Here is a 20,481-nt window from a genome sequence, read left to right on the forward strand (position 1 = left end):
TGTTTGACGACGATAAAGTGCTAAATACCTTAACCGATAGAGTAAATGACCTGCTAGCTAGATATAACGAAGTCTGCGAGGAAAACGAATCACTGCGCAACGAGCTAGTAAGCGTAAAGGCGCAAAACGAAGCCAAGAGTAATCAAATCGCGCGCCTAGAAGAAGATCTAAGGGCTAAAAATACCGAGAGCGACGACGTTATACGCAAGATCGAAGCGGTACTGGGAAAATAAATAAGCTATGAGAAAAATAACGGTCAAAATCGCCTCTACTTCTTATACTATCAGTCTTGAAGACGAATTTGCGCAAAGCTTTGAACGCGAGTGGGATACATTTACGGACGGTAAAAGATATCTCGACGTAAAAGAACTGTTAAGCGCCTTTGTGCAAAAATGCTATGAAAACTACCAACAGGAGCGCGAACTGCGCTCACTGGCTCAAAAACTCAGTAAAGAGATAGGCTAAAATTTACACCTTCGTTTCGTTTTTACACGCTCCTTATAAATTTATTGCTATTTTATTTTTTTTTAAGTTAAAAGGTATATAATTCCGCCAATTGCATAAGTGTATGCAAAATAAACACAAGGAGTCTCATATGAGAAAAGGTTTTACAATGATTGAGTTGATCTTCGTGATCGTTATACTAGGTATTTTGGCTGCTGTTGCTATCCCAAGACTAGCTGCAACTCGTGATGATGCTGAAATTACAAAGTCTATCTCAAATACAACTCTAGCTGTAAGAGATGCTATGAGCTATTATACTGCAAGAGGTGAATTTAACGCGGTTGCTGCAAACATGACAAACGTTGCACTAGTAAATGATGATGGTAGTGCTATAGCTAAGACAGATGCTATGGCTGCTGCAACTGCGGATGTAGAGGCATTCGTTCCATTTAAGACAAAAGCTTGCATTAAGCTTGTGTTTAATCCGACTGAGTCTGTTGTAACAGTAACTAAAAAAACTCTTACTGGTTCAGATGGGGTTGCGTGCAATGCTATTGCTGATGCACCTGGTGTAAAAGCTATGATTGACTCTAAATATGCTAACTCAGCTGGCACTCAAGCACCTGGTGTGAAAGTTGGCGGAGCTTCTAGTATTAAATTCTAATTAGTAGAATTTGTTACCACCTACACACTAGCCCGAGTCACTTGGCTCGGGCTTTTTAAATTCTACTAAAGGAAATAGCTTGAAACGCGCCTTTACTGTAGTAGAGCTTGTTTTTGTTATAGTTATCTTGGGTATTTTGGCAGTCATTATCGTTCCTAAGCTAGCCGCCACCAAAACAGACGCTCAGATCTCAAAATTTACTATGGATCTTACGGTGTATGTTATGGAAATTGCTTCTTATTACACAGCAAAAGGGGAATTTGCCAGCATAATAGAAATGTCGCACTCCATATCTGATCCAAGCGGTAAGATAAAAATAGGTAATACAGAATGTGCACAGATCGCAGTAAGCTATGCTCTGGCGAGCGAAGTCGATCCATCGCGAGGTATAGTCGAAGGGACACCGATAGTAAAAATTATACCGCTAAACGGTGGAGATGTCGTTTGTAATAGTGCCCATAAGGTAGCTAAAAGGATTATTGATTTAAGCCCTGTTAACGTAGGACACAATAGTATTAAATTTAATTAAATACTTAAAGCTGTTTATGGTAAAATACACAAAAATATTAAAATAAGGATTTGCAATGAAACGTGGGTTTACTATGCTTGAGTTGGTATTCGTAATAGTTGTTATCGGTATATTGGCTAGTATAGCTATACCTAAACTATTTGTAGCAAGGGACGACGCGGTGCTTGTTAAAGCTAGAAGCGATATAGCCTCTATACGAAGTGGTATAACAAATAGCCATAACACTAATATGCTATCCGGTAATTTTACTTATGGCAGTCTTGAAAAATCTGGAACTACGAATATTTTTACCAATGTTTTACAAAACGGTATAAAAGAAAAGGGCACTTCTGACTCATCTGGATGGAAAAAGGGAAGTACGACTGGCAGCAAGACCATTTATACTTTTACCCTAAGTAATAGCCAAAGTGTGGATTTTACTTATGATACAGCCGATGGCTCTTTCTCATGTCCAAATAATGATAAGCTCTGCAAACAATTGACGGAGTAATGCTCTACTACCAAATAATTCCGAGCGGCTTAAATCTTAAGCCGCTTACATATTGTTCAGATTTTAAAATACCCAATTTTACCCAAGTCTTAATCAATATAAAAAATAAAAAAACTATCGGCTACGTCCTCCAAAACGTAGCCGAGCCGAATTTTAAAACGCTTGAAATTTTAGAAATTTTACACGCTACGCTTACGCCTATACAAATCTCGCTTTTAAAATTTATCTCGCATTATTACGTCGTAAATTTATCTATCGCGGCTGGACTTTTTACTCCGCTAGAAATTGAAGCGCCTTGCTTGCAGAATTTGACGCAAGCGCAAATCCTGAGCGATAAAAACGAGACAAATGCAAAATATGATGATAGCAAAGAGTTAAATTTGACTACGGAATTAAACGAAACATCGCAGTCAAATTTGCCCCAAAATTTAAATAATAATAGCTTGCAAGAAAATTTGAAATTAAATGAGAGTATTGCTACTAAATTAAATTTTAATAATCCCGCACGGTTGCCAAAAATAAGCACCGACCAATCAGCTACGACGGAGTTTTTTTCAAAAATCCCAAACCTAAACCAAAATCAACAAGAAGCGCTAAATTTTGCAAAGAGTCATAAAACGAGTTTAATTTTCGGCGATACGGGAAGCGGCAAAAGCGAGATTTATTTTTCGCTCATTCGCGAGCATCTGCTAGCAGGCAAACAGGTTTTGCTTTTGATGCCTGAAATCTCGCTCACGCCTCAGATGACGAAGCGGCTAAAGAGCTATTTCGGCGAAAAGTTTGGCGTCTGGCACTCCAAAATAACCCCAAAAAAGCGCGGCGAGATCCTGCAAAAGTTTCAGAGTTGCGAGATAAATCTGATCGCAGGCGCGCGCTCAGCGCTGTTTTTGCCGTTTACCGAACTTGGGCTTATTATCGTCGACGAGGAGCACGACGACAGCTACAAATCCGCGCAAAATCCGCACTATAACGCCCGCGACCTCGCGCTATTTTTGGCGAGCAAATTTGACGTCAAAGTGCTACTGGGCTCGGCGACCCCGAGCGTCGTGAGCTTTAAAAAGCAGCCGCATTTTAGGCTAAGGGGAACGTTTTTTAAAAGTGAGAAAAAATTTATCTACGACGAGAGCGAGACGGGGCTTAGTGGCGTGATACTGGGCGAGCTTACGGCGAGTTTTGCGGGCGGTAAGCAAGCGGTCGTATTTCTGCCCACGCGTGCAAATTTCCGCTATCTTTCATGCCGCGAGTGCGGTAGTACGATAAAGTGCCCGTTTTGTAGCGTCGGGATGAGCTTTTATAAAAAGCGAAATCTGCTAAAGTGCCAGTACTGCGGCTTTACGGCGTCTGCTACATGCTCGTGCGAGAAGTGCGGTAGCGAGATGATCGAGGCGAAAAAAATCGGCACCGACGAGCTGACGGACGCCCTGCGCTCGGCGTTTCCTGCGGCTAGGATCGAGAAATTTGACCGCGACGAGATCACGACGCAAAACAAGCTTGAAAAGACGCTAAAAGCCTTTAACGCGGGCGAGATAGACGCGCTCGTCGGCACGCAGATGCTAAGCAAAGGACATGACTATCACAACGTAGATCTTGCCGTCATCATGGGCGTCGACGAGCTGCTAAATTTCCCGGATTTCCGCGCTCGCGAGCGGACGTTGGCGCTGGCGATGCAGGTGGCGGGCAGGGCCGGGCGCTCGGGCGAGGGGCGCGTGGTCGTGCAGAGTAGGCAGCGGGAGTTTTTTGAAAATTTTATTGCGGATTACGACGCGTTTTTGGCTGAGGAGATTCTTGCTAGAGAGCCTATATATCCGCCGTTTGCTAGGCTTTTGCGGGTTGTCGTCTCTGAAAAAAGCGAGCAGGCGGCAAAGCAAAGGCTTGAAATTTGCGTAGCCGAGCTTGAAAATTTGCGCATGGCCGAATCTTCACTAGAGATCGTAGGGCACGGCAAGTGCGCGATCGAAATCCTAGGCGGAAAATACCGTTTTGAGATTTTGCTGCGCTGTGCCTCGCACGCTCCGCTCATAAAAGCCGCTCGTATCTGCGCCGCACACGGCTTTGACGTCGATATGGATCCGATAAATTTCTCGTAAATTTGATTTCTTTTCGTTTGATTTTCGATGTTTAGTTCGGGCATCGCGAAAGCGTCTTAAATGTTTTGCAAGGTTCGTAAAATAAAATTTCACATTCGGTTTGGTGTCAAAATTTAAGCTAAAACGAGCTCGTTTTGGTTTTGGCTGCTAGAGATCAAGTCTTAAATTTAACGCAAGTTTTGCTATTAATCCACCCATATAGACCAGCCAAATCTACCAAATAGTCTTTAGTGTGTTTTGGTGGCTGTTTGCAGATAAAGATATTATGAATTTAAAATCTTACTTAAACCAAAACTAAAATGTAATTAAAGTTTCCATTTATGATAATGCTTATCTCTTTAAGCCGAATTTTATATGATTTATATATAATCCCGTTATAATTTTATCTAGCCTTAAATATACAGTCTAATTAAAATTATAAAAATCACCCTAAAGGAACTTAATGCAAAAATTTTTACAAGCCCTAGCCGGCTCGCAAAAATATTTCGTAAACTACGTTAGCGTCGCGATTTTCATCGTGATGGCGTGGATAGGCGGACTCAAAGTCGTGCAATACGAGGCCGACGGCATCGTGCCGTTTGTAACCAACAGCCCGTTTTTTAGCTACATGTATAGCAAAAAAGATATCGTAGATAACGGCAAGGGCAAAATGGTCGCCGAGTATAACCTACATAAAAACCCGGAAGGCTTGGTCGTGCCTAAAAACATCGAGTGGCACAAACAAAACGGTACTTACGTGGTTTCGTACCTGATCGGCGCGATGATCTGCACTATCGGCACGCTCGTACTGCTTGGCATTTGGTTCCCTAAACTAGGGCTTATCGGCGGGCTGCTGACATTTGGTATGTCTATCGTAACGCTTAGCTTTTTGATAACGACGCCTGAGACTTGGGTGCCAAATCTAGGCAATCCGGCGCTCGGCATAACCGAAAGCCCTAATCACGGATTTCCGTATCTATCGGGTGCTGGACGACTGGTGCTAAAAGATATAATAATGTCTGCTGCGGGACTAATCGTAGCCTCAAACGCGGCACGCAGGATTTTGGAGTGCTGCAAAAGCTGCTCGGCTAAGTAAAATTTGCAGATTTTAGCGAGCGGTACGCCTATTTATATTTTTAGGCGACTCGCCGCTCGCGGCCGTTTTTCTCATCTCTACTTTTTACTATCTCGTTAGAAATTTACTTTGCTTTTTTAATATATACCAAATCAATTTTATCCGTTTGCTCGCTCGTTAAATTTAGCAAACCGTGTCCGCGTAAAATGCTGCTATAAGCGGAGATTAGGTAAAATGCAACCCTAAATTTAAAGGAGAAAATATGGCATTTTTCGATTTTTTCAAAAAAGGCGGTAAAAATAGCGCAAACGCCGCAAAGGTTGGCAAGACCGCGCAGGAGCGCAAGGGTATAAGCATCGAAATCTTAAAATCGCAAGGCGTGCCTTTTATAGACCATCTGCCACTGCGATACGAGACGGACGAAATCACTCCGCGCGAAAAGGACGAGGTTATCGCCCGTGCGATCTGCTCGTTTGCCGCAATAATGTGCGCCTGCACGATCAGAGATAACGGCGAGCTAACCGACGAAGACAAGCGGGGCACGAAGGACTTTTTGGATAATCGCTTTGGGTGCATAGACAAGCTAACGCGCATGGAACGCCGCGTCATAGAGGGCGAGGCGAGCTACGACGAGGCCGTAAATATGGGCTGGAAATACGAGTCGCTGTGGGCGCTGATGTGGGCCATGGGTCTCGTAGAGGAGCTAAATTTCCCAAGCGAGATCTGCGACTGCGCCTTTGTGATGGATACCTTTATCGGCGGCGATTTTTCGGAGCGCGTGAAAATACGGGGTACTGATGAAATCCTGCAGGCGCTCGATCTCGTCTACCGTTATCACTGGGCGTGCATCAATGCCCGCGTGAACGGTACTAAAAGCGCTGGGCTTGACGAAGAGGTCGTGATGGAGAGACGCGGCGGGCTAGAGTGGCTGTGCTGCAAGGGGGCTGAAAACGATAATCCGAGCGATGAGTATAATGCGTGGGATTATCCTGATTTGAACACTTGACGCGTTGTCTCTTGCGCGCTTTTTATAGAAACTTCGGCTATGCCGCCGCTTCGCTAGTTTTGTGGAGCTGATAAAATTTCGGCTCAATGAACTACATGTTCTATCTGCGTCGAAATTTCACGTCGCAACCACAAAAGCATTGCGAAACACTTCTGCTTGTGTTTTTTGTTTTACTTGAAGCATAGAAATATTATTAATAAAATGGTGCAACGCTATAATATCAAGCATCAGCATAGATAGATTCGGAGGCTTCGACTGCTGTAATGTCGACTTTTTATCCACGGTCTACTGTGTGTTGGCGTGAGGCGGACGTTTGACTATGTTGTAAAATCTTGCTATTTTTGAGCCTATTTAAAGAGAAAATTTTTTATAATTGGCTAAAAATTTAAAGGCCAAATTTGCAAAGATACCCCACGAAACAGATAAAAATTCGCGACGTAAAAATAGGCGGAGATGCACCCATATCGGTGCAGTCGATGACGTTTAGTAAAACAAAAGACGTAAAAGGCACGCTAGAGCAGATACAGCGGCTTTATTTTGCGGGCTGCGATATCGTGCGCTGCGCCGTGTTTGACAAAGAGGACACCGCCGCACTGCGCGAGGTCGTGAAGGCTAGCCCGCTGCCCGTCGTCGCCGATATCCACTTTAACCACAACTATGCCGTGATAGTTAGCGAGTTTGTCGATGCTATCCGCATAAATCCCGGCAACATCGGCTCAAAAAAGAACATCAAAGCCGTCGTGGACGCGTGCAAGCAGCGAAATTTGCCTATCCGCATCGGCGTAAACTCCGGCTCGCTCGAAAAGCAGTTTGAGGACAAATACGGCCGAACGGTCGAAGCGATGGTGCAAAGCGCGCTTTATAACATAAATTTGCTTGAGGATTTTGACTTTACCGATATCAAAATCTCGCTAAAATCAAGCGACGTCGAGCGCACGATGGCTGCATATCGCGCGCTACGGCCGCTGGTAAATTATCCGTTTCATCTGGGCGTTACGGAGGCCGGCACTAGTTTTCACGCGACGATAAAGTCCGCGATCGCGCTAGGCGGACTGCTACTGGAGGGCATCGGCGATACGATGCGAGTTAGCATCACGGGCGAGCTCGAGGAGGAGATCAAGGTCGCAAAAGCGATCCTAAAAGACAGCGGCCGCCAAAAAGAGGGGCTAAATATCATCTCGTGTCCGACCTGCGGGCGTTTGCAAGCTGACCTGATGGCTGCGGTAAAGCTCGTCGAGGAAAAGACCAAGCACATCAAAGAGCCGCTAAACGTCTCGGTGATGGGCTGCGTCGTAAATGCTATCGGAGAGGCCAAGGGTGCGGACGTGGCGATAGCGTTTGGCAAAGGAAACGGCATGATAATGCGCAAAGGCGAGGTGGTCGCAAGACTGCCCGAGAGCGAGCTGGTAGATAGATTTTTACTAGAGATCGACGACGAGATAAAGTCTCGCCAGGCGCACTAAATCAAAGGAAAAACATGCAAACTACGACATTTCACATCGAAATACCAAGCGACAGAAGCGATCTGATCGCGATCGCGACTACGCTGTCAAACGAAGTAAAAAAGCTAATTGCGGCCGATAAATTAAAAAGTAAAAAGAGTGCGCCGAGTCTTGAAATCATGCGATTTGCAGGCATAGTAAAAGGCAAGGCCGCTCAAAACATAGACGATATAAAAGCGCTAAAAATCATCGATAAAAAATACATGAAAAAAAGATACGGTTTAGATGGCTAAAATTTTCCTTGATAGCAATATTTTGATCGATTTTTTAGTCGAAGAAAGAGGCGCTCTAAATTTGGCAGCCGTTAAACTTTTTGAAAATTTTAGCGCTAGCGACACTATTTGTTACTCATTTGGCAGTATCAGCGATGTGGCTTACGTGCTAAAAAAATTTTATAAAATTTCAGATGAAATTATTTTGGATTTTTTCAGAGCATTATCGCGGAAGTCAAATTTTAAATGTCTACCGCTGTCTAGTGACGGGCTATCGATGGCGTGCGAATACGCAAAGAGCGAGTTAAAATCGGGTCGCAAGATAGACTTTGAGGATGTTTTGCAGTATTTTTGCGCACTAGAGGGCGGCTGTGAGGCTATCGTCACGAATGACAAAACCTTTCCAAAAATACAAATAGCCTTAAAGCGTATGGATGCTAATATTGAAGATTACGCGCCGAAACAAAAAAATTAAACGGATAAAAAATGGCAAAAGAAAACATCGATATGCACAATCTCTACGACCTAGATATGGAGCGCGCGATCCTCGCGTCCATCATCTATAGCGCGGATAATCTAAGCGAGATTTTCGATATCCTAAGCCCGTTTGACTTTTACCTGCGCGCTCACGGCGACGTTTACGACGCGATGGTAAAGTGTCTGAATGAAAATTTGCCGGTCGAAACGGGGTTTTTAAAAACCAAGCTGGGGAGCAAATTTGACGAGAATGTGATGAACGAGATCATCGGTACGAACTCGATCCTGGATGTGAAAAAGTACGCCAACGAAATCAAAGAAAAATCGATCAAGCGAAGCCTCGTCAAAATCGCGCACCAGATACCTAGCAAAGTGAGCGAGGATAAGCCCAGCCGCGATATGGTGGACGAGCTTAGTCAGAGTTTTTATTCGCTAGTGGACGGGCAGAGCGCGGGTGTCGTAAAGGATGCTCCCGTCATCATCGCAGACGTCATCGCTCATCTAGAAAAGCAAAAACTGCTAGAAGACAAAGATATCGTGGGCATCGACACGGGTTTTCGCCAGCTAAACGAGATGACGAAGGGCTTTAAGCACGGCGATCTCATCATCATCGCGGCACGCCCGGGTATGGGCAAAACGACGATCTGTCTAAATTTGATGAACCACGTGCTGATGCGCGGCGGCGGAGTGGTGTTTTTCTCGCTTGAGATGCCAGCCGAGCAGATCATGCTGCGTATGCTAAGCGCTAAAACCTCGATCCCGCTGCAAAACATAATGACGGCCAAAATGGACGACGAGGAGTGGTCGCGCCTAAGCGACGCGTGCGAGGATATGTCTAGTCGTAAGCTTTTCGTATACGATAGCGGCTACGTAAACATCCACCAGATCCGCACGCAGATGCGCAAGCTCAAGTCCTCGCACCCAGAGATCACTCTATGCGTCATCGACTATATCGGCCTCATGATGGCGACGTCAAATTTCTCCGACCGCCACCTGCAGATCGCCGAAATCTCGCGCGGACTAAAGCTGCTAGCACGTGAACTAAACATGCCTATCATCGCGCTTAGCCAGCTAAACCGCAGCCTAGAGTCCCGCGCCAACAAACGCCCGATGCTAAGCGATCTGCGCGAATCAGGCGCCATCGAGCAGGACGCCGACATGATACTTTTTGTCTACCGCGACGAGGTTTACCGCGAGCAAGAGGAGAAAGAAGCCGAGAAAAAGGCGCACGCTGAGGGCAAAGAGTACGTGCGTAAATTTGTCCCTAACAAGATCGAAGAGGACGCCGAAATCATCGTGGGCAAGAACCGAAACGGCCCGGTCGGCACGGTTGAAGTGATATTTCAGAAGGAATTTACGCGCTTTGTCGATAAGAGCTTTGGCGCCGCGCACGTGGCGGAGTTTAACCCAAACGCCTAAAATGCGAAGTCTAAAGCCAAAATTTGCAAAAGCCGCAACGTAAATCTATCTTTGAAAACGCGCGCGAGGTTTATGCATTTTGCCTTGCGTGCGCGTTCGTTTTTGCGCTAAATTTGGGCTTTAGCTACTATAAATTTAGCGAATTTAAAGCCCAAAACGGCGTTATCCTGCAAGCTAAAATTTTACAAAACTACGAAAAAACAAACGCAAAAGGCAAAATTTACCGCGTTTTAAAGCTTAAAACTCGTGATTTTAGTTTCTACACGACGACTCAGGCGGACTTTGATGCGCAGGCAAACGAGCAAATTTTAATCGGCGCCGAAAACAAAAACGTCAAATTTAAAGAGTATCTAAGCGGCTCATTTTATATGCCTAGTTACGGCATCACAGAGCTTCGATACGCCGCGAGCGAGGAGCGAATTTACGATAAATTTTTTGAGTTTATCGCCGCGCAACACGAAAGCGAAAAAATGACCGAGCTTTTTACCGCGCTATTTCTGGCCGCGCCCATTGGCAAGGAGCTGCGGCAAGACGTAAATTTCTACGGCGTAGCGCACCTGATCGCGATTTCCGGTTATCATTTGGGACTGATTTTCGGGGCTTTATATTTTATTTTACGCCCGATTTACCGTTATTTTCAGGCGCGATACTTTCCGTATCGAAACGCCAAATTTGACCTTAGCGTAATGATCTTTGCGGTTTTGTTTTGCTATCTTGCGCTGATTGGCTTCGTGCCGTCCTTTTTGCGGGCGTTTTTGATGGGTTTGCTGGCTCTGTTTTTGCTCGCTAGAAACGTGCGTATAGTGAGCTTTGAGCTACTTTTTGTCGTGATTTGCGCCGCCGTAGCGCTGATGCCGAGTCTGCTTTTTAGCGTCGGATTTTATTTTTCGTGTTTGGGAGTGTTTTATATTTATCTATATTTGCAGCACTTTGGTGAGAGATTTTCAAATTTGACGCACGCTATCTTGCTAAATTTTTGGGTATTTTCGGCGATGATTTTGCCTGTGGTTTATTTTTTCCCGCTCGTTAGCGCGCAGCAGCTAGCCGTCTTGCCGATCACGCCGCTTTTTAGCCTGTTTTATCCGATTAGCGCGCTTTTGCATGCGTTTGGTTTGGGTAGCGTGCTTGATGAGCATTTGCTAGAATTCCTCTCGTGGCGCGCAAAGGGCGTAAATTTGAGCGTGCCGTTTTGGCTGTTTTTACTCTATAATGCGCTGAGCCTAGCAAGCGTAAAAAGCAAAATTTTAGCTGCCGCTATCGTGCCGCTAAATTTACTCTGCTTTGCCGCGCTTTTTTAAGCTTCTTTGTCGCTCTCGCCCGCTTTTTCCAGATACGCGCACAGCTTCACGCCGTAAAGAAATATGATCCACGACACGTAAATCCACACGAAAAAGAGTAGTACCACCGAAAACGAACCGTAGATGCTAAGATAGGTTTTGTTGTTTGCGGCGTAAAAGACGAAGATATTTTTGCCCAGATACCATATGAGCGAGGCGACGAACGAGCTAAAAAGTACGTTTTTTAGGGCTATTTGGCGGTTTATCGAGATGAGATACGTCACGCAAAATATCGCCCAAATGATGAGGTACGGGAATATGCTAAGGAAATTTATCCACTTCGTGTAGGCGCTGGAGTTTAGCATATCTTGAAATAAATTTGAGAGATAAAAACTAAGCCCAAGCCCTAAGGGAGCCAGCGTAATGAGCGTCCAATAAGCACTCAGCGAGTTCCAAAATTTGCGGCTACTCGTGTGCATGATGCGGTTGATGACGTACTCGTAATCGGCAAAAAACATGATCGAAGTAAAGATGATGGCGCCAAGGCCGAGGATGCCAAGGCTCGAGCTGTTTTGCAAAAAGGTCTCGATGTAGTTTGAGATCGCGTCTTGGTTTGAGGGTAGCAGCTGGGCGAATATAAATTCCTTGATCTTGGCGTAATAGACGCTAAAGCTTGGCATCTGCGTAAAGAGCGAGAGCGAGATGAGTAGTACGGGGATGATGGAGAGCATCGTGTGAAAGCTCAGGCTCGAAGCGTAGTGTAGCAGCTGCTTGTCCTTGATCTTTAGCATCGCCGTGAGCCAAATTTTAAGCGTTTGTCTTATCTTTTCAAATTTTTGCGCAGTCATCTTAAATCCTTAAATTTGAGGTATTTTACAATTAAAGATTTTAAAATAAAGAATATTTTGCTAAGGGTTGCAAAAAAATTAAAAAATATATATAATGCGCCTTCAAAATTTATTAGAGATTTGTTAAATTGTATTTATAATATTATTATGAAATTTAAATAAAGTAAATAATTTGGAGGTTATTTGTGAATAATAGATTTGGTATTTCGATTGTTTTAGCTAGCATTTTGTGCACCTGTGCCAACTCGCAGGTTATGGATATAGGAACGAATTATTATAGGGATTATCTTGATTTTGCGCAAAATAAGGGCGTTTTTGCTCCGCAAGACGCTCCGCTAGAATTTGCGCAAAGGAACGGCGACAAATTTACGTTTGATAAAATCCCAAATAGCGGCGCTAGGAATAATAAAGGAAATTTTACCTCTCTGGGACGAAATTTCGTCGTAACGGCAAATCATACGTTGGGGGCTGCTGCGGCTAGTAATTTTAATGAAAATAGAGGGTGGTTTGGCAATACAAAATACGAATATCTAACATCGCATACGGCAACTTCTACGGAAAAACTATACAACTCCGATACAGCCTATATGCGAACCACAAAATATATCGTAGAGGGGCAAATCGATCCGCTGGACGTGCCAAATTTGGACATTTCAGGCGCTGATAGAACCAAAGATGAAGCCAATGCAAAAAAGATAGAAGACTACATAAAAGATATAAAAAATAGCGGCGGGGGGAGAGGCGATAACGTCCTTGCCTATCAGGCAGGCACCGGAGCGCTTGGGTTAGAAAAACTCAAAACTGATTCGGATGGATATGATACCGTCGTAAGCGCAAGAGAATTTGAAGACCAAGGTATCGTTAATCAGGCATTGGGCGGAAGCGTAAATGAAATAAGCGTGAATTATTCGGCAAATTATAAAACGCGACTCTCAAGCATAAATAGGCCAGGCGTTTATATGTTTATGACCTCTGATAAGGGTTTTAGAAATAGACTTTTGCCGGGCGATAGCGGTTCGGGATTTTTCGTTTACGATACGGTGGCGCAAAAATGGGTTTTAGTGGGAGTTTTATCTGTAGTGGCTGATAATAGCAATAGCGCTTCAATCGTAACGATGACTGACTTTAACGACTACAAAAAAGACTATGAAAACGCCGTGGCTGGATCAAGTGTTACGGATGCGCAGCTCGTGCAAAACAAAGACAATATATTAACCGCTGCAAGCGACGTAACGCTAAATTCGGACTTAGATCTAGGGCACGGCGGAATAGTGGTCAAAAACGGGGACGTTGCGATCGGCGGTAGCGGTAAGATTAAAAAACTTGCAGGCTTTGACGTTGCTAGCGGAGCAAGTCTAAATTTAAACGTCGCCTCGAATAACCAGTATCCATAAAATCGGCAAAGGAAGCCTAGTCGTAAATTCTAGCGGCAATAAGGGCCTGAGGCTGGGCGACGGCATCGTAGAGCTAAAAACGGCAAACGCTTTTGAAAATATTTACGTAACGAGCGGCAGGGGCTTGTTGAGGCTTGGCGCGGACGATAACTTAAATAATAAAATTTTCTTTGGAAACGGCGGCGGAAAACTTGATCTAAATGGATTTAATCAAACCTTTAGTAATGTTTCGGCCAACTCAAACGCTGCCAAAATAACTAACCTAGGCACGCAAAGATCGACGTTTGCCGTGAGTGGAGAAAACGGCAAAGATACGATATTTCATGCGAGCGTAGATAAAAATATAGACATAAAACACGATGGACAAGGACGAGAGCTTGTGTTTGACGGCGGTTTTGATATAGACGGAAGCCTGGCTCTAAACAACACCAAAGTGACTTTGCAAGGACACCCGACCGCTCACGCTACGGCAGATGCTAGCGTCTTAACGCAGGCAGTAAAGGATAAAATAGCCGCCGCAGGCCTAACTTTGCCCGAGTATATGGATCTAACTCGTCCGTCGACGCTGTCTCAGCCTGATTGGGACAAAAGAGAATTTAACGCAAAAGAGGGCATAAACCTAAACTCATCAGAGCTTACGATAGGTAAGGAAGCTAACGTAAACGGCGAAATAAAGGCTGCAAATTCGGTTATAAATTTAAGCGGCGAACTGGCTCACTATATAGATAAATTTGACGGATCAAATACCTATGACGACGGATTAAAGTACCGCCAAAACGTAGAAAAAGGAAATTTGCTAGTTAAAGACGTAAGTTTTAAAAATAAAATCGTCATGGATAGCGACAGCATGCTAAAAGTCGGCGGCACAACCACAAAGCTAAGAGAACTTGTCGTAAACGGCAAAAATACCGCTCCTACTCGTAGCATAGTGGCTGGAAGCGGCAAATTAGAAATAGAAGACTTAGGAGTTAGCGGAGCAAATAAACTAACCTTTGAGCCTGATACGACCGTAACGAAAAATTTAAATATTAAAGATTTCGGCAACGCAAACGAGCCGATTTTGGACTTTAAAAAGGTTTTAACGCTTGGCGCGGGAATGAAATTTAATATCGACTTTACGGCTGCTTTAAAAGGGCAGATGACGGCCGATAAAACGTATACGCTAGTAAGCGCTACAAATATCGTAAATAAAGGTGCGATATTTAATATGGAACAAAAGATCAATAATCTTTTTACGACCTATACTATAAAAGATGGTAAAATTCTGATGAGCTTGAGCGACCAGCAGGCCCCAAATCCGCAGGTATCGCCAGGGGTGGAGCATGGCTTAAAAATAGCAGAGTTTAGCGAAAGACAAAACAAGATCCTAAATATGCTAAAAAATACGCCTGAATACGAAAATGCCGTTCAAAGCGGCGATATGGAAACGATAAAACGCATGGCGCTAAAAGCGGAATCCGATATGGGGGAAATTTCGGCTTCATCTTTAAAAATCAGCGTTAAGGCTCTACAGAACAACAACGAGCTAATCAACTCAAGATTGTCGCGAATTATGCAATTAAGGGCAAAGGCCGATATCTCTCAGTTTAGTCTAGCCGGGCTTGAGAGCGACTTTAAACCGACTGCTGCGATGGCTTATGAGGCGGCTGAAGCTGATAGGCTGAGAAATAACTTCTGGGCGAACGTAAACGGAGCGTACTTTAAAGATAAAGATAGCGGCGGAGATTTAAAATTTTACGGTACTAATATCGGCTACGATAGGAGCTATGACGAATTTATTTTGGGCACGAGCGCGGGCGTGAGCAAGGCTAAATTTAACTCTGGCGCCATGAGCGACGATGCTAAAATTTACAGTTTTGGAGCGTATGGATTTTTTGAGCGAGACGCTCACGAGATACAGAGCAATCTAAATTTAGCCTTCGTAAACTCTAAGCGCAGCTTAAACGATTCGCAAAAGACTAGCGTAAGAAGCACAGGCATCCTTTCGAGCAACTACTATAAATATAAAATTTCGCTCGGCTCAAACGGCGAATACGCTCAGGCTATCAAGCCTGTACTTGCACTAGAATTTGGCGCAAACGGAGTAAAGGGTTTTAAAAACGACAGATACGATCAAAAAGACATAAACGACTTTAACGTCGCTTTGGGGGTCGGCGTCGAGTATGTGTTAAATAGCGATAAAAATGCATTTGCGGCACAATTTTTGGTAAAACAAAACGTCTATAACTCTGACGACAAATCTTATGTTTCACTTAATAATTCAAACGAATACGTCGACTACAAGCTCGACAACAACAAACTGGTCTATAAGCTAAATTTGTCGGCTAGCACGGAGTTTAGTAAAAGATTTGCGGTTTCTTATCAGCTTAGCGGAATGCTAGATAATGATAGAAGCTACGGCGTAAGCGGCGGAGTTAAGCTGGAGTATAAATTTTAAAACGTAGGCGTAAGAATGGGGCGGATGATTTCCGCCTCTGTAATTTTTAGTATTTTTGCTGGACCATTTTCGTCCTAAAATTTAGCTACTTAGAGGTTTAAGGTTTTTAAATTTGACATTTTTGCGTATCAATTTTTCTAAATCATCCATGTCTTTTCTCGCATACAATGACCCAAATCCAAATTTGGTATCGCTGTTTTCGCATTTTATTTTGAATACTTTTTCATCGCCTCTGAGAGCAACTCCGACATCATAAATCATTTCGTCAAATTTAACTTCATAGGCGCGTTTAAAGCCAAACAATCCTATCTCTTTTGAGATGCCGTCTTGCTTGACTCTTATGCCTTTTTGCATTAGGGTATAAAAAGCGAAAGCCAACAAGCAAACAGGCATCATATCGTAAAGAAATAGCAGCAGATTATAGTCGGCGAATAAATTTTCATCTGCTGCTCGGCCTAATAGCGACATTGCGCCGCAACATGAGAGCATTAAAAAGTACATTATCTTTAAAAACGGATCGGGGCGTATAAGTAAGTCCCCGCAACCTACGTGCTGAAAAGATATTTTGTCATTTTTCCTAAAAAGCAGTACAACCAAAAAACAATGACCAAGGCGTCAAGGGCTATTTTTAAAAAATCAGCTACGCCTTGCGCCAAATTTATAGCCCCATCTTAAACGGATTTAGGATATTGTTCGGATCAAATGCCTTTTTGATGCTTCTAAAAAGCTCCATCTCGGCATCCGTAAAGGCAAGTGGCATAAACTCGGCCTTGCTGATGCCGATGCCGTGCTCGCCGCTAAGCGTGCCGCCAAGCTCCACCGCGATCTTAAAAATTTCCTCGATCGCCCTGTGTCCGCTCTCTACCTGCGCCGGGTCGGATTTATCAACAACCATGACGTTAGTATGTACGTTGCCGTCACCAGTGTGGCCAAAGCACGGCACTTGCACGCCGTATTTTTCAGCGACGCCGCCGATACGCTCTAGCAACTCTGGTAGCTTTGAGCGCGGCACGGTGATGTCCTCGTTTAGTTTTAAATTTCCGTAGATATTTATCGCCTGCGAGCAGTTGCGGCGAGCAAACCAGATGTCGTTTCGCTCGCTCTCGTCTTTGGCGCGTCTAAATTCGCTAGCGCCGTTTTCTCTAAATACTCGCTCTATCGTGGCTAGATCCTGCTCTAGGCCGTCTAAAACGTCGCCGTCTACGTCGGTGATGAGTAGCGCGCCCGCATCTTGCGGTAGGCCTTTGTTAAATTTAGTCTCGACCGCGCGTATGCAAAGAGCGTCCAAAAACTCCATGGCCACCGGCGTTACGCCTGCTGCCATCGTCTTATAAACGGCGTTCATCGCAGCGTTTACGCTAGGGAAAATTCCCATCGCCGTTTTTCTAAATTTAGGCTTTGCGATAAGTTTTAGCGTGATCTCGGTTATTACTGCTAGCGTGCCCTCGCTGGCGATGAGGATGCCTGCGATATTGTATCCAGCGACATCTTTTATCGTGCGTTTGCCAGCACGGATCACCTCGCCGTTAGGTAGCACGGCCCGTAGCGCCATGACGTAGTCTTTGGTGATGCCGTATTTTGCCGCGCGCATGCCGCCCGCGTTTTCGCTCACGTTACCGCCTAGCGTCGAGTACTCCTGGCTGGCGGGGTCCGGCGGGGAGAAAAGGCCTAGCTTCTCAGCCCCCCGCTGTAAATTTATATTTATACAGCCCGGTTGCACGACGGCAACCATGTTTTGCATGTCGATCTCTAGGATTTTGTTCATGTGCTTTTCAAAGGCAAGCACCACGCCGCCCTCGTGCGCTAGTGCCCCTCCCGTAAAGCCGCTACCCGCACCCCTAGGCACGATTATGATTTTATTTTCGTTGCAGTATTTTAAAATCTCGCTTACGTCGCGCTCCTCTCTAGGAAAAAGCACGCCGTCAGGCAAATGGCGCTTTTTAGTCGCGTCGTAGCAGTATGCGATCCTATGTGCGTCATCGAAGTAGGCGTTGTCCGCACCTAGTAAATTTATAAAAAATTTAGCGTGTTTATCAAGCATCATTTTTCTTTCAAAAGCGCCTTATAGTGGCGGTCAAAGTCGCTGATTTGCTCTGAGCCCCATTTCCAAAATACCGTGTCGATGTCCTTGACGCGAGTGTAGAAAGGCAGTTGGTAGTATTTGACCGCGCCGCTTTGGAAGCGTTTTAGCGGCTCAAAACTCTGGCAGTCGGCAAAAAGCGCTTCGTTATTCATGGCGATAAATATTAGCCCCGCAGCGCTTTGGTTGCACATTTTACGAAAGTCGTCGCGGCTAGGATTTGGTTTATACTCGTAGCTTAGATATGAGCCTACGATATCGGGGTGGATAAAGGTAATATCTTTAAACGCGTTCGTTACTTCGGCGTAAATTTCTTTGTTTGGCACTACGATGAGCGAGCGGTTGTATAGATAGTTTAGGATGATCTCGTCGCCGCTTTTAGGTAAAATCCCCGGCAGAGGCAGAGCCTTTTGCGCTAGTGCGTCAAATACCTCAAACCTGACCTTGGCAAAGCCGCCGCCTTTTTGCGTGACGACTGCGCGAGCGATGATTGAGCTTTGAGCGCCGTCAAATTTGTGCATCACGACGCCGCTACTACCTACGACGATATCTGAGTTGTCTATGATCGTACCTACGCCCTCATCTACGCTTATCAGTGGGGCCTTGTACTCTCTCATCGAAAACTCGGCCGCAAAGCTAAGGCAAGCCGCCGCTAAAAATAAAAGAAATTTTTTCAAAATTTATCTCCTGAAAGTTTGAAATTTTAGCGCTCATTATATCTGAAACTGGCTTAGTTTTGCAAAATGTAAGTAATTTTCGAGTAAAATACGCCTTTTAAATCAAGGGATTTTATGAAGAAATTTTCATTAGCTTTACTGCTGGCGGTAAATTTATTCGCCGCCGCACCTATACAATCCACCGTCCAGGAGCTTAGCTGGCCCAAGGGCGATAGCTTTTTGACGTTTTTAGAAAAAAACTCCATCCCGCTAAAACTTTATTATGATTTGGACTCGGAGGATAAAGAGTTTCTAGACGAGATCAAAGAAGGCATCTCGTATCAAATTTCAAGAGATGAAAATGGCGGGATATCGCAGGTGCTGATCCCCGTAAACGAAGAGCTCCAAGCGCAAATCTATAAAGACAACGACGGCGGGTTTAAATTTCAGCTCTCACCGATCTCATATCAAACCTACGACCGCGTGCTTAGTATGCCCGTTAGCGCAAACCCATCGCAAGATATCATAGAAACTACCGGCAGCGTAGCGCTGGCACATGGATTTTATCTAGCGATGAAAGGCGAGGTGGGCGACGGCGAATTTAAAAGGCTAAAAAAGGGCGACAGGCTCGCGATGAGCTACAAGCAAAAAATAAGGTTGGGTCGTACTTTCGGCATGCCTGAAATCGACTGGGCGGCGATAGAGATCAGGGGTAAAAGATACACTGTTTATAGACACCAAAACAAATACTACGACAAAAGCGGCAAAAAAAGCGATAAATTTCTGCTTACTAGACCTATCTCAAACGCCCGTATCACGTCGCCATTTACGCCCAAGCGCTATCATCCGATACTAAAGCGCTACAAGGCGCACTTGGGCGTTGACTACGGCGCTCCTAAGGGCACTCCGATAAAGGCTGCGGGCGAGGGCACGGTCAAATTTGTCGGTACCAAAAGCGGCTACGGCAAGGTTGTGATCCTAAAGCATGCCGGCGCCTACGAGACGCTGTATGCGCACACGAACGGCTTTGCTAAAGGTATAAAAACCGGCGTCAATGTCAAGCAAGGCCAGCTCATCGCGTATGTAGGAAATACCGGCATGAGTACGGGCTCGCACCTGCACTTTGGCGTTTATAAAAACGGCACTGCGGTAAATCCCGAGACCGAGATAAAGGTGGCTAAAAGCGTATTTTTCTCAAAAGAGGAGAAGGAGTTTAAAAACCGCGTAGAGCGGCTAGAGCCTGAGATAAAAAGGGCTCTTGGCAAAGATAGGATCCCTGAAAAAGAGTATAGATTTGACGCGACGATGGACTGGGGGCACCCGATCGCAGAGCCAAAAAGCGATGTAAATGCGACTTTTGCAAACGATGATTTAAATTTAACAGCGCAACCGAGTGCCGCGGATGTAAATTTAACGGCAGTAGACGCAAATTTGACGAGCGAGATAAAGACCCAGAAGCAAGATGATGCAAATTTGACGGACTCAAATTTAACTACGCCTGAGTCAAATTTGACCGCGCAGCCTAAATCCGAAAGCAATTCGTCCGAGATCAAAACGGATGCGAACGAAACGGCAACCTTAGCCGCGGCAAAATCTGCAAAACCGGAGTCAAATTTAACCTCCACAAAAGCGTCAAACAAGGCGGCAAGCAAAACTGAGCCTAAAAAATCAAGCAAAGAGGCGAAAAAATCAGAGTCAAATTCGTCCGCTAAAAATAACAAAGACAAACCAAAGCAGGCGGATAAGAAAAAGGACAAAACAAATAAAGAAACCAAAACCGAGTCCAAAAAGAAAAAGGACGTAAACGCCAGCAAAGATAAGTCTAAAAAACAAAAAGAGACCGCCGATAAAAAGGCTAAATCAAAAGATAAAACCGCCGAGTCAAGCGACAAAAAGAAGTAAATG

General features: G+C 44.7%; 20 protein-coding genes. 16 read left to right on the forward strand and 4 right to left on the reverse strand.

What is annotated here, in order from left to right; genetic code table 11:
* From H740_RS10565 to H740_RS10625, 13 genes are all read left to right on the forward strand, one after another.
* Positions 1–233: hypothetical protein (locus H740_RS10565; protein ID WP_002953754.1), on the forward strand; the 233-nt coding region annotated here is incomplete at its 5' end.
* 7 nt (positions 234–240) lie between these two features.
* Entirely contained in the window at positions 241–465 is a 225-nt protein-coding gene (locus tag H740_RS10570) for a hypothetical protein (protein ID WP_002953755.1), read from the forward strand.
* A 130-nt stretch (positions 466–595) separates the two neighbouring features.
* Positions 596–1,108, forward strand: a complete 513-nt coding sequence (locus H740_RS10575; protein WP_002953756.1) for a type II secretion system protein — start codon at positions 596–598, stop codon at positions 1,106–1,108.
* A 79-nt stretch (positions 1,109–1,187) separates the two neighbouring features.
* Entirely contained in the window at positions 1,188–1,637 is a 450-nt protein-coding gene (locus tag H740_RS10580; protein WP_002953758.1) for a type II secretion system protein, read from the forward strand.
* 55 nt (positions 1,638–1,692) lie between these two features.
* Positions 1,693–2,127, forward strand: coding sequence for a prepilin-type N-terminal cleavage/methylation domain-containing protein (locus tag H740_RS10585; RefSeq protein ID WP_002953760.1), 435 nt, complete (start codon positions 1,693–1,695; stop codon positions 2,125–2,127).
* Positions 2,127–4,214 (forward strand): primosomal protein N', encoded by a 2,088-nt coding sequence (locus H740_RS10590; protein WP_002953761.1) that lies wholly within the window; start codon positions 2,127–2,129, stop codon positions 4,212–4,214. The genes H740_RS10585 and H740_RS10590 overlap by 1 nt, the downstream gene beginning before the upstream one ends.
* Positions 4,215–4,656: 442 nt before the next feature.
* Positions 4,657–5,289 (forward strand): DUF417 family protein, encoded by a 633-nt coding sequence (locus H740_RS10595; protein ID WP_002953762.1) that lies wholly within the window; start codon positions 4,657–4,659, stop codon positions 5,287–5,289.
* A 241-nt stretch (positions 5,290–5,530) separates the two neighbouring features.
* Positions 5,531–6,274, forward strand: a complete 744-nt coding sequence (locus H740_RS10600; protein ID WP_002953763.1) for a DUF4272 domain-containing protein — start codon at positions 5,531–5,533, stop codon at positions 6,272–6,274.
* Between the two features lie 398 nt (positions 6,275–6,672).
* Positions 6,673–7,737 carry a flavodoxin-dependent (E)-4-hydroxy-3-methylbut-2-enyl-diphosphate synthase gene (gene ispG / locus H740_RS10605; protein ID WP_002953764.1) on the forward strand — a complete coding sequence of 355 codons (1,065 nt, stop codon included), beginning with the start codon at positions 6,673–6,675 and terminating at the stop codon, positions 7,735–7,737.
* A gap of 14 nt (positions 7,738–7,751) precedes the next feature.
* Entirely contained in the window at positions 7,752–8,009 is a 258-nt protein-coding gene (locus tag H740_RS10610) for a hypothetical protein (protein ID WP_002953765.1), read from the forward strand.
* A complete protein-coding gene (locus H740_RS10615) occupies positions 8,002–8,463 on the forward strand; it encodes a type II toxin-antitoxin system VapC family toxin (RefSeq protein WP_002953766.1) in 462 nt (153 codons plus the stop codon). Before H740_RS10610 ends, H740_RS10615 begins: the two co-directional genes overlap by 8 nt.
* Positions 8,464–8,474: 11 nt before the next feature.
* Positions 8,475–9,884 (forward strand): replicative DNA helicase, encoded by a 1,410-nt coding sequence (locus H740_RS10620; protein WP_002953767.1) that lies wholly within the window; start codon positions 8,475–8,477, stop codon positions 9,882–9,884.
* Positions 9,885–9,907: 23 nt separating this feature from the next.
* Positions 9,908–11,182 (forward strand): ComEC/Rec2 family competence protein, encoded by a 1,275-nt coding sequence (locus H740_RS10625; protein WP_002953768.1) that lies wholly within the window; start codon positions 9,908–9,910, stop codon positions 11,180–11,182.
* Here the strand turns inward: H740_RS10625 and H740_RS10630 are convergent.
* Complete coding sequence (locus H740_RS10630; RefSeq protein WP_002953769.1) at positions 11,179–12,009, reverse strand: YihY/virulence factor BrkB family protein; 831 nt, start codon at positions 12,007–12,009, stop codon at positions 11,179–11,181. The genes H740_RS10625 and H740_RS10630 overlap by 4 nt on opposite strands.
* Before the next feature lie 185 nt (positions 12,010–12,194).
* On the opposite strand from H740_RS10630, the gene H740_RS11995 reads away from it, so the two are divergent.
* Both H740_RS11995 and H740_RS10635 read left to right on the forward strand, forming a co-directional pair.
* Positions 12,195–13,403, forward strand: a complete 1,209-nt coding sequence (locus H740_RS11995) for a S6 family peptidase (protein WP_197273074.1) — start codon at positions 12,195–12,197, stop codon at positions 13,401–13,403.
* 127 nt (positions 13,404–13,530) lie between these two features.
* Positions 13,531–15,840, forward strand: coding sequence for an autotransporter outer membrane beta-barrel domain-containing protein (locus H740_RS10635; protein ID WP_462477474.1), 2,310 nt, complete (start codon positions 13,531–13,533; stop codon positions 15,838–15,840).
* 81 nt (positions 15,841–15,921) lie between these two features.
* Here the strand turns inward: H740_RS10635 and H740_RS10640 are convergent, their stop codons facing one another.
* From H740_RS10640 to H740_RS10650, 3 genes are all read right to left on the reverse strand, one after another.
* On the reverse strand, positions 15,922–16,308 hold the full coding sequence (locus H740_RS10640) for a hypothetical protein (protein ID WP_034958044.1): 387 nt from the start codon (positions 16,306–16,308) through the stop codon (positions 15,922–15,924).
* Between the two features lie 190 nt (positions 16,309–16,498).
* Entirely contained in the window at positions 16,499–17,881 is a 1,383-nt protein-coding gene (locus H740_RS10645) for an FAD-linked oxidase C-terminal domain-containing protein (protein ID WP_002953771.1), read from the reverse strand.
* Entirely contained in the window at positions 17,881–18,597 is a 717-nt protein-coding gene (locus H740_RS10650) for a plasminogen-binding N-terminal domain-containing protein (protein WP_002953772.1), read from the reverse strand. The genes H740_RS10645 and H740_RS10650 overlap by 1 nt, the downstream gene beginning before the upstream one ends.
* Before the next feature lie 114 nt (positions 18,598–18,711).
* Between H740_RS10650 and H740_RS12480 the strand changes: the two genes are divergently transcribed.
* The gene (locus H740_RS12480; protein WP_002953773.1) at positions 18,712–20,478 is read left to right on the forward strand and encodes a peptidoglycan DD-metalloendopeptidase family protein; all 1,767 of its coding nucleotides are present in this window, start codon (positions 18,712–18,714) and stop codon (positions 20,476–20,478) included.
* The last annotated feature ends 3 nt before the right edge of the window (positions 20,479–20,481 follow it).

Origin of the sequence: Campylobacter showae CC57C (assembly GCF_000344295.2) — a bacterium.
Taxonomy (GTDB): Bacteria; Campylobacterota; Campylobacteria; order Campylobacterales; family Campylobacteraceae; genus Campylobacter_A; species Campylobacter_A showae_B.

Coding starts and splice junctions, on each gene's coding strand:
- H740_RS10570 (WP_002953755.1), top strand. CDS start 241: ATGAGAAAAATAACGGTCAAAATCGCCTCTACTTCTTATACTATCAGT.
- H740_RS10575 (WP_002953756.1), top strand. CDS start 596: ATGAGAAAAGGTTTTACAATGATTGAGTTGATCTTCGTGATCGTTATA.
- H740_RS10585 (WP_002953760.1), top strand. CDS start 1,693: ATGAAACGTGGGTTTACTATGCTTGAGTTGGTATTCGTAATAGTTGTT.
- H740_RS10590 (WP_002953761.1), top strand. CDS start 2,127: ATGCTCTACTACCAAATAATTCCGAGCGGCTTAAATCTTAAGCCGCTT.
- H740_RS10595 (WP_002953762.1), top strand. CDS start 4,657: ATGCAAAAATTTTTACAAGCCCTAGCCGGCTCGCAAAAATATTTCGTA.
- H740_RS10600 (WP_002953763.1), top strand. CDS start 5,531: ATGGCATTTTTCGATTTTTTCAAAAAAGGCGGTAAAAATAGCGCAAAC.
- H740_RS10610 (WP_002953765.1), top strand. CDS start 7,752: ATGCAAACTACGACATTTCACATCGAAATACCAAGCGACAGAAGCGAT.
- H740_RS10615 (WP_002953766.1), top strand. CDS start 8,002: ATGGCTAAAATTTTCCTTGATAGCAATATTTTGATCGATTTTTTAGTC.
- H740_RS10620 (WP_002953767.1), top strand. CDS start 8,475: ATGGCAAAAGAAAACATCGATATGCACAATCTCTACGACCTAGATATG.
- H740_RS10630 (WP_002953769.1), bottom strand. CDS start 12,009: ATGACTGCGCAAAAATTTGAAAAGATAAGACAAACGCTTAAAATTTGG.
- H740_RS10640 (WP_034958044.1), bottom strand. CDS start 16,308: ATGTCGCTATTAGGCCGAGCAGCAGATGAAAATTTATTCGCCGACTAT.
- H740_RS10645 (WP_002953771.1), bottom strand. CDS start 17,881: ATGCTTGATAAACACGCTAAATTTTTTATAAATTTACTAGGTGCGGAC.
- H740_RS12480 (WP_002953773.1), top strand. CDS start 18,712: ATGAAGAAATTTTCATTAGCTTTACTGCTGGCGGTAAATTTATTCGCC.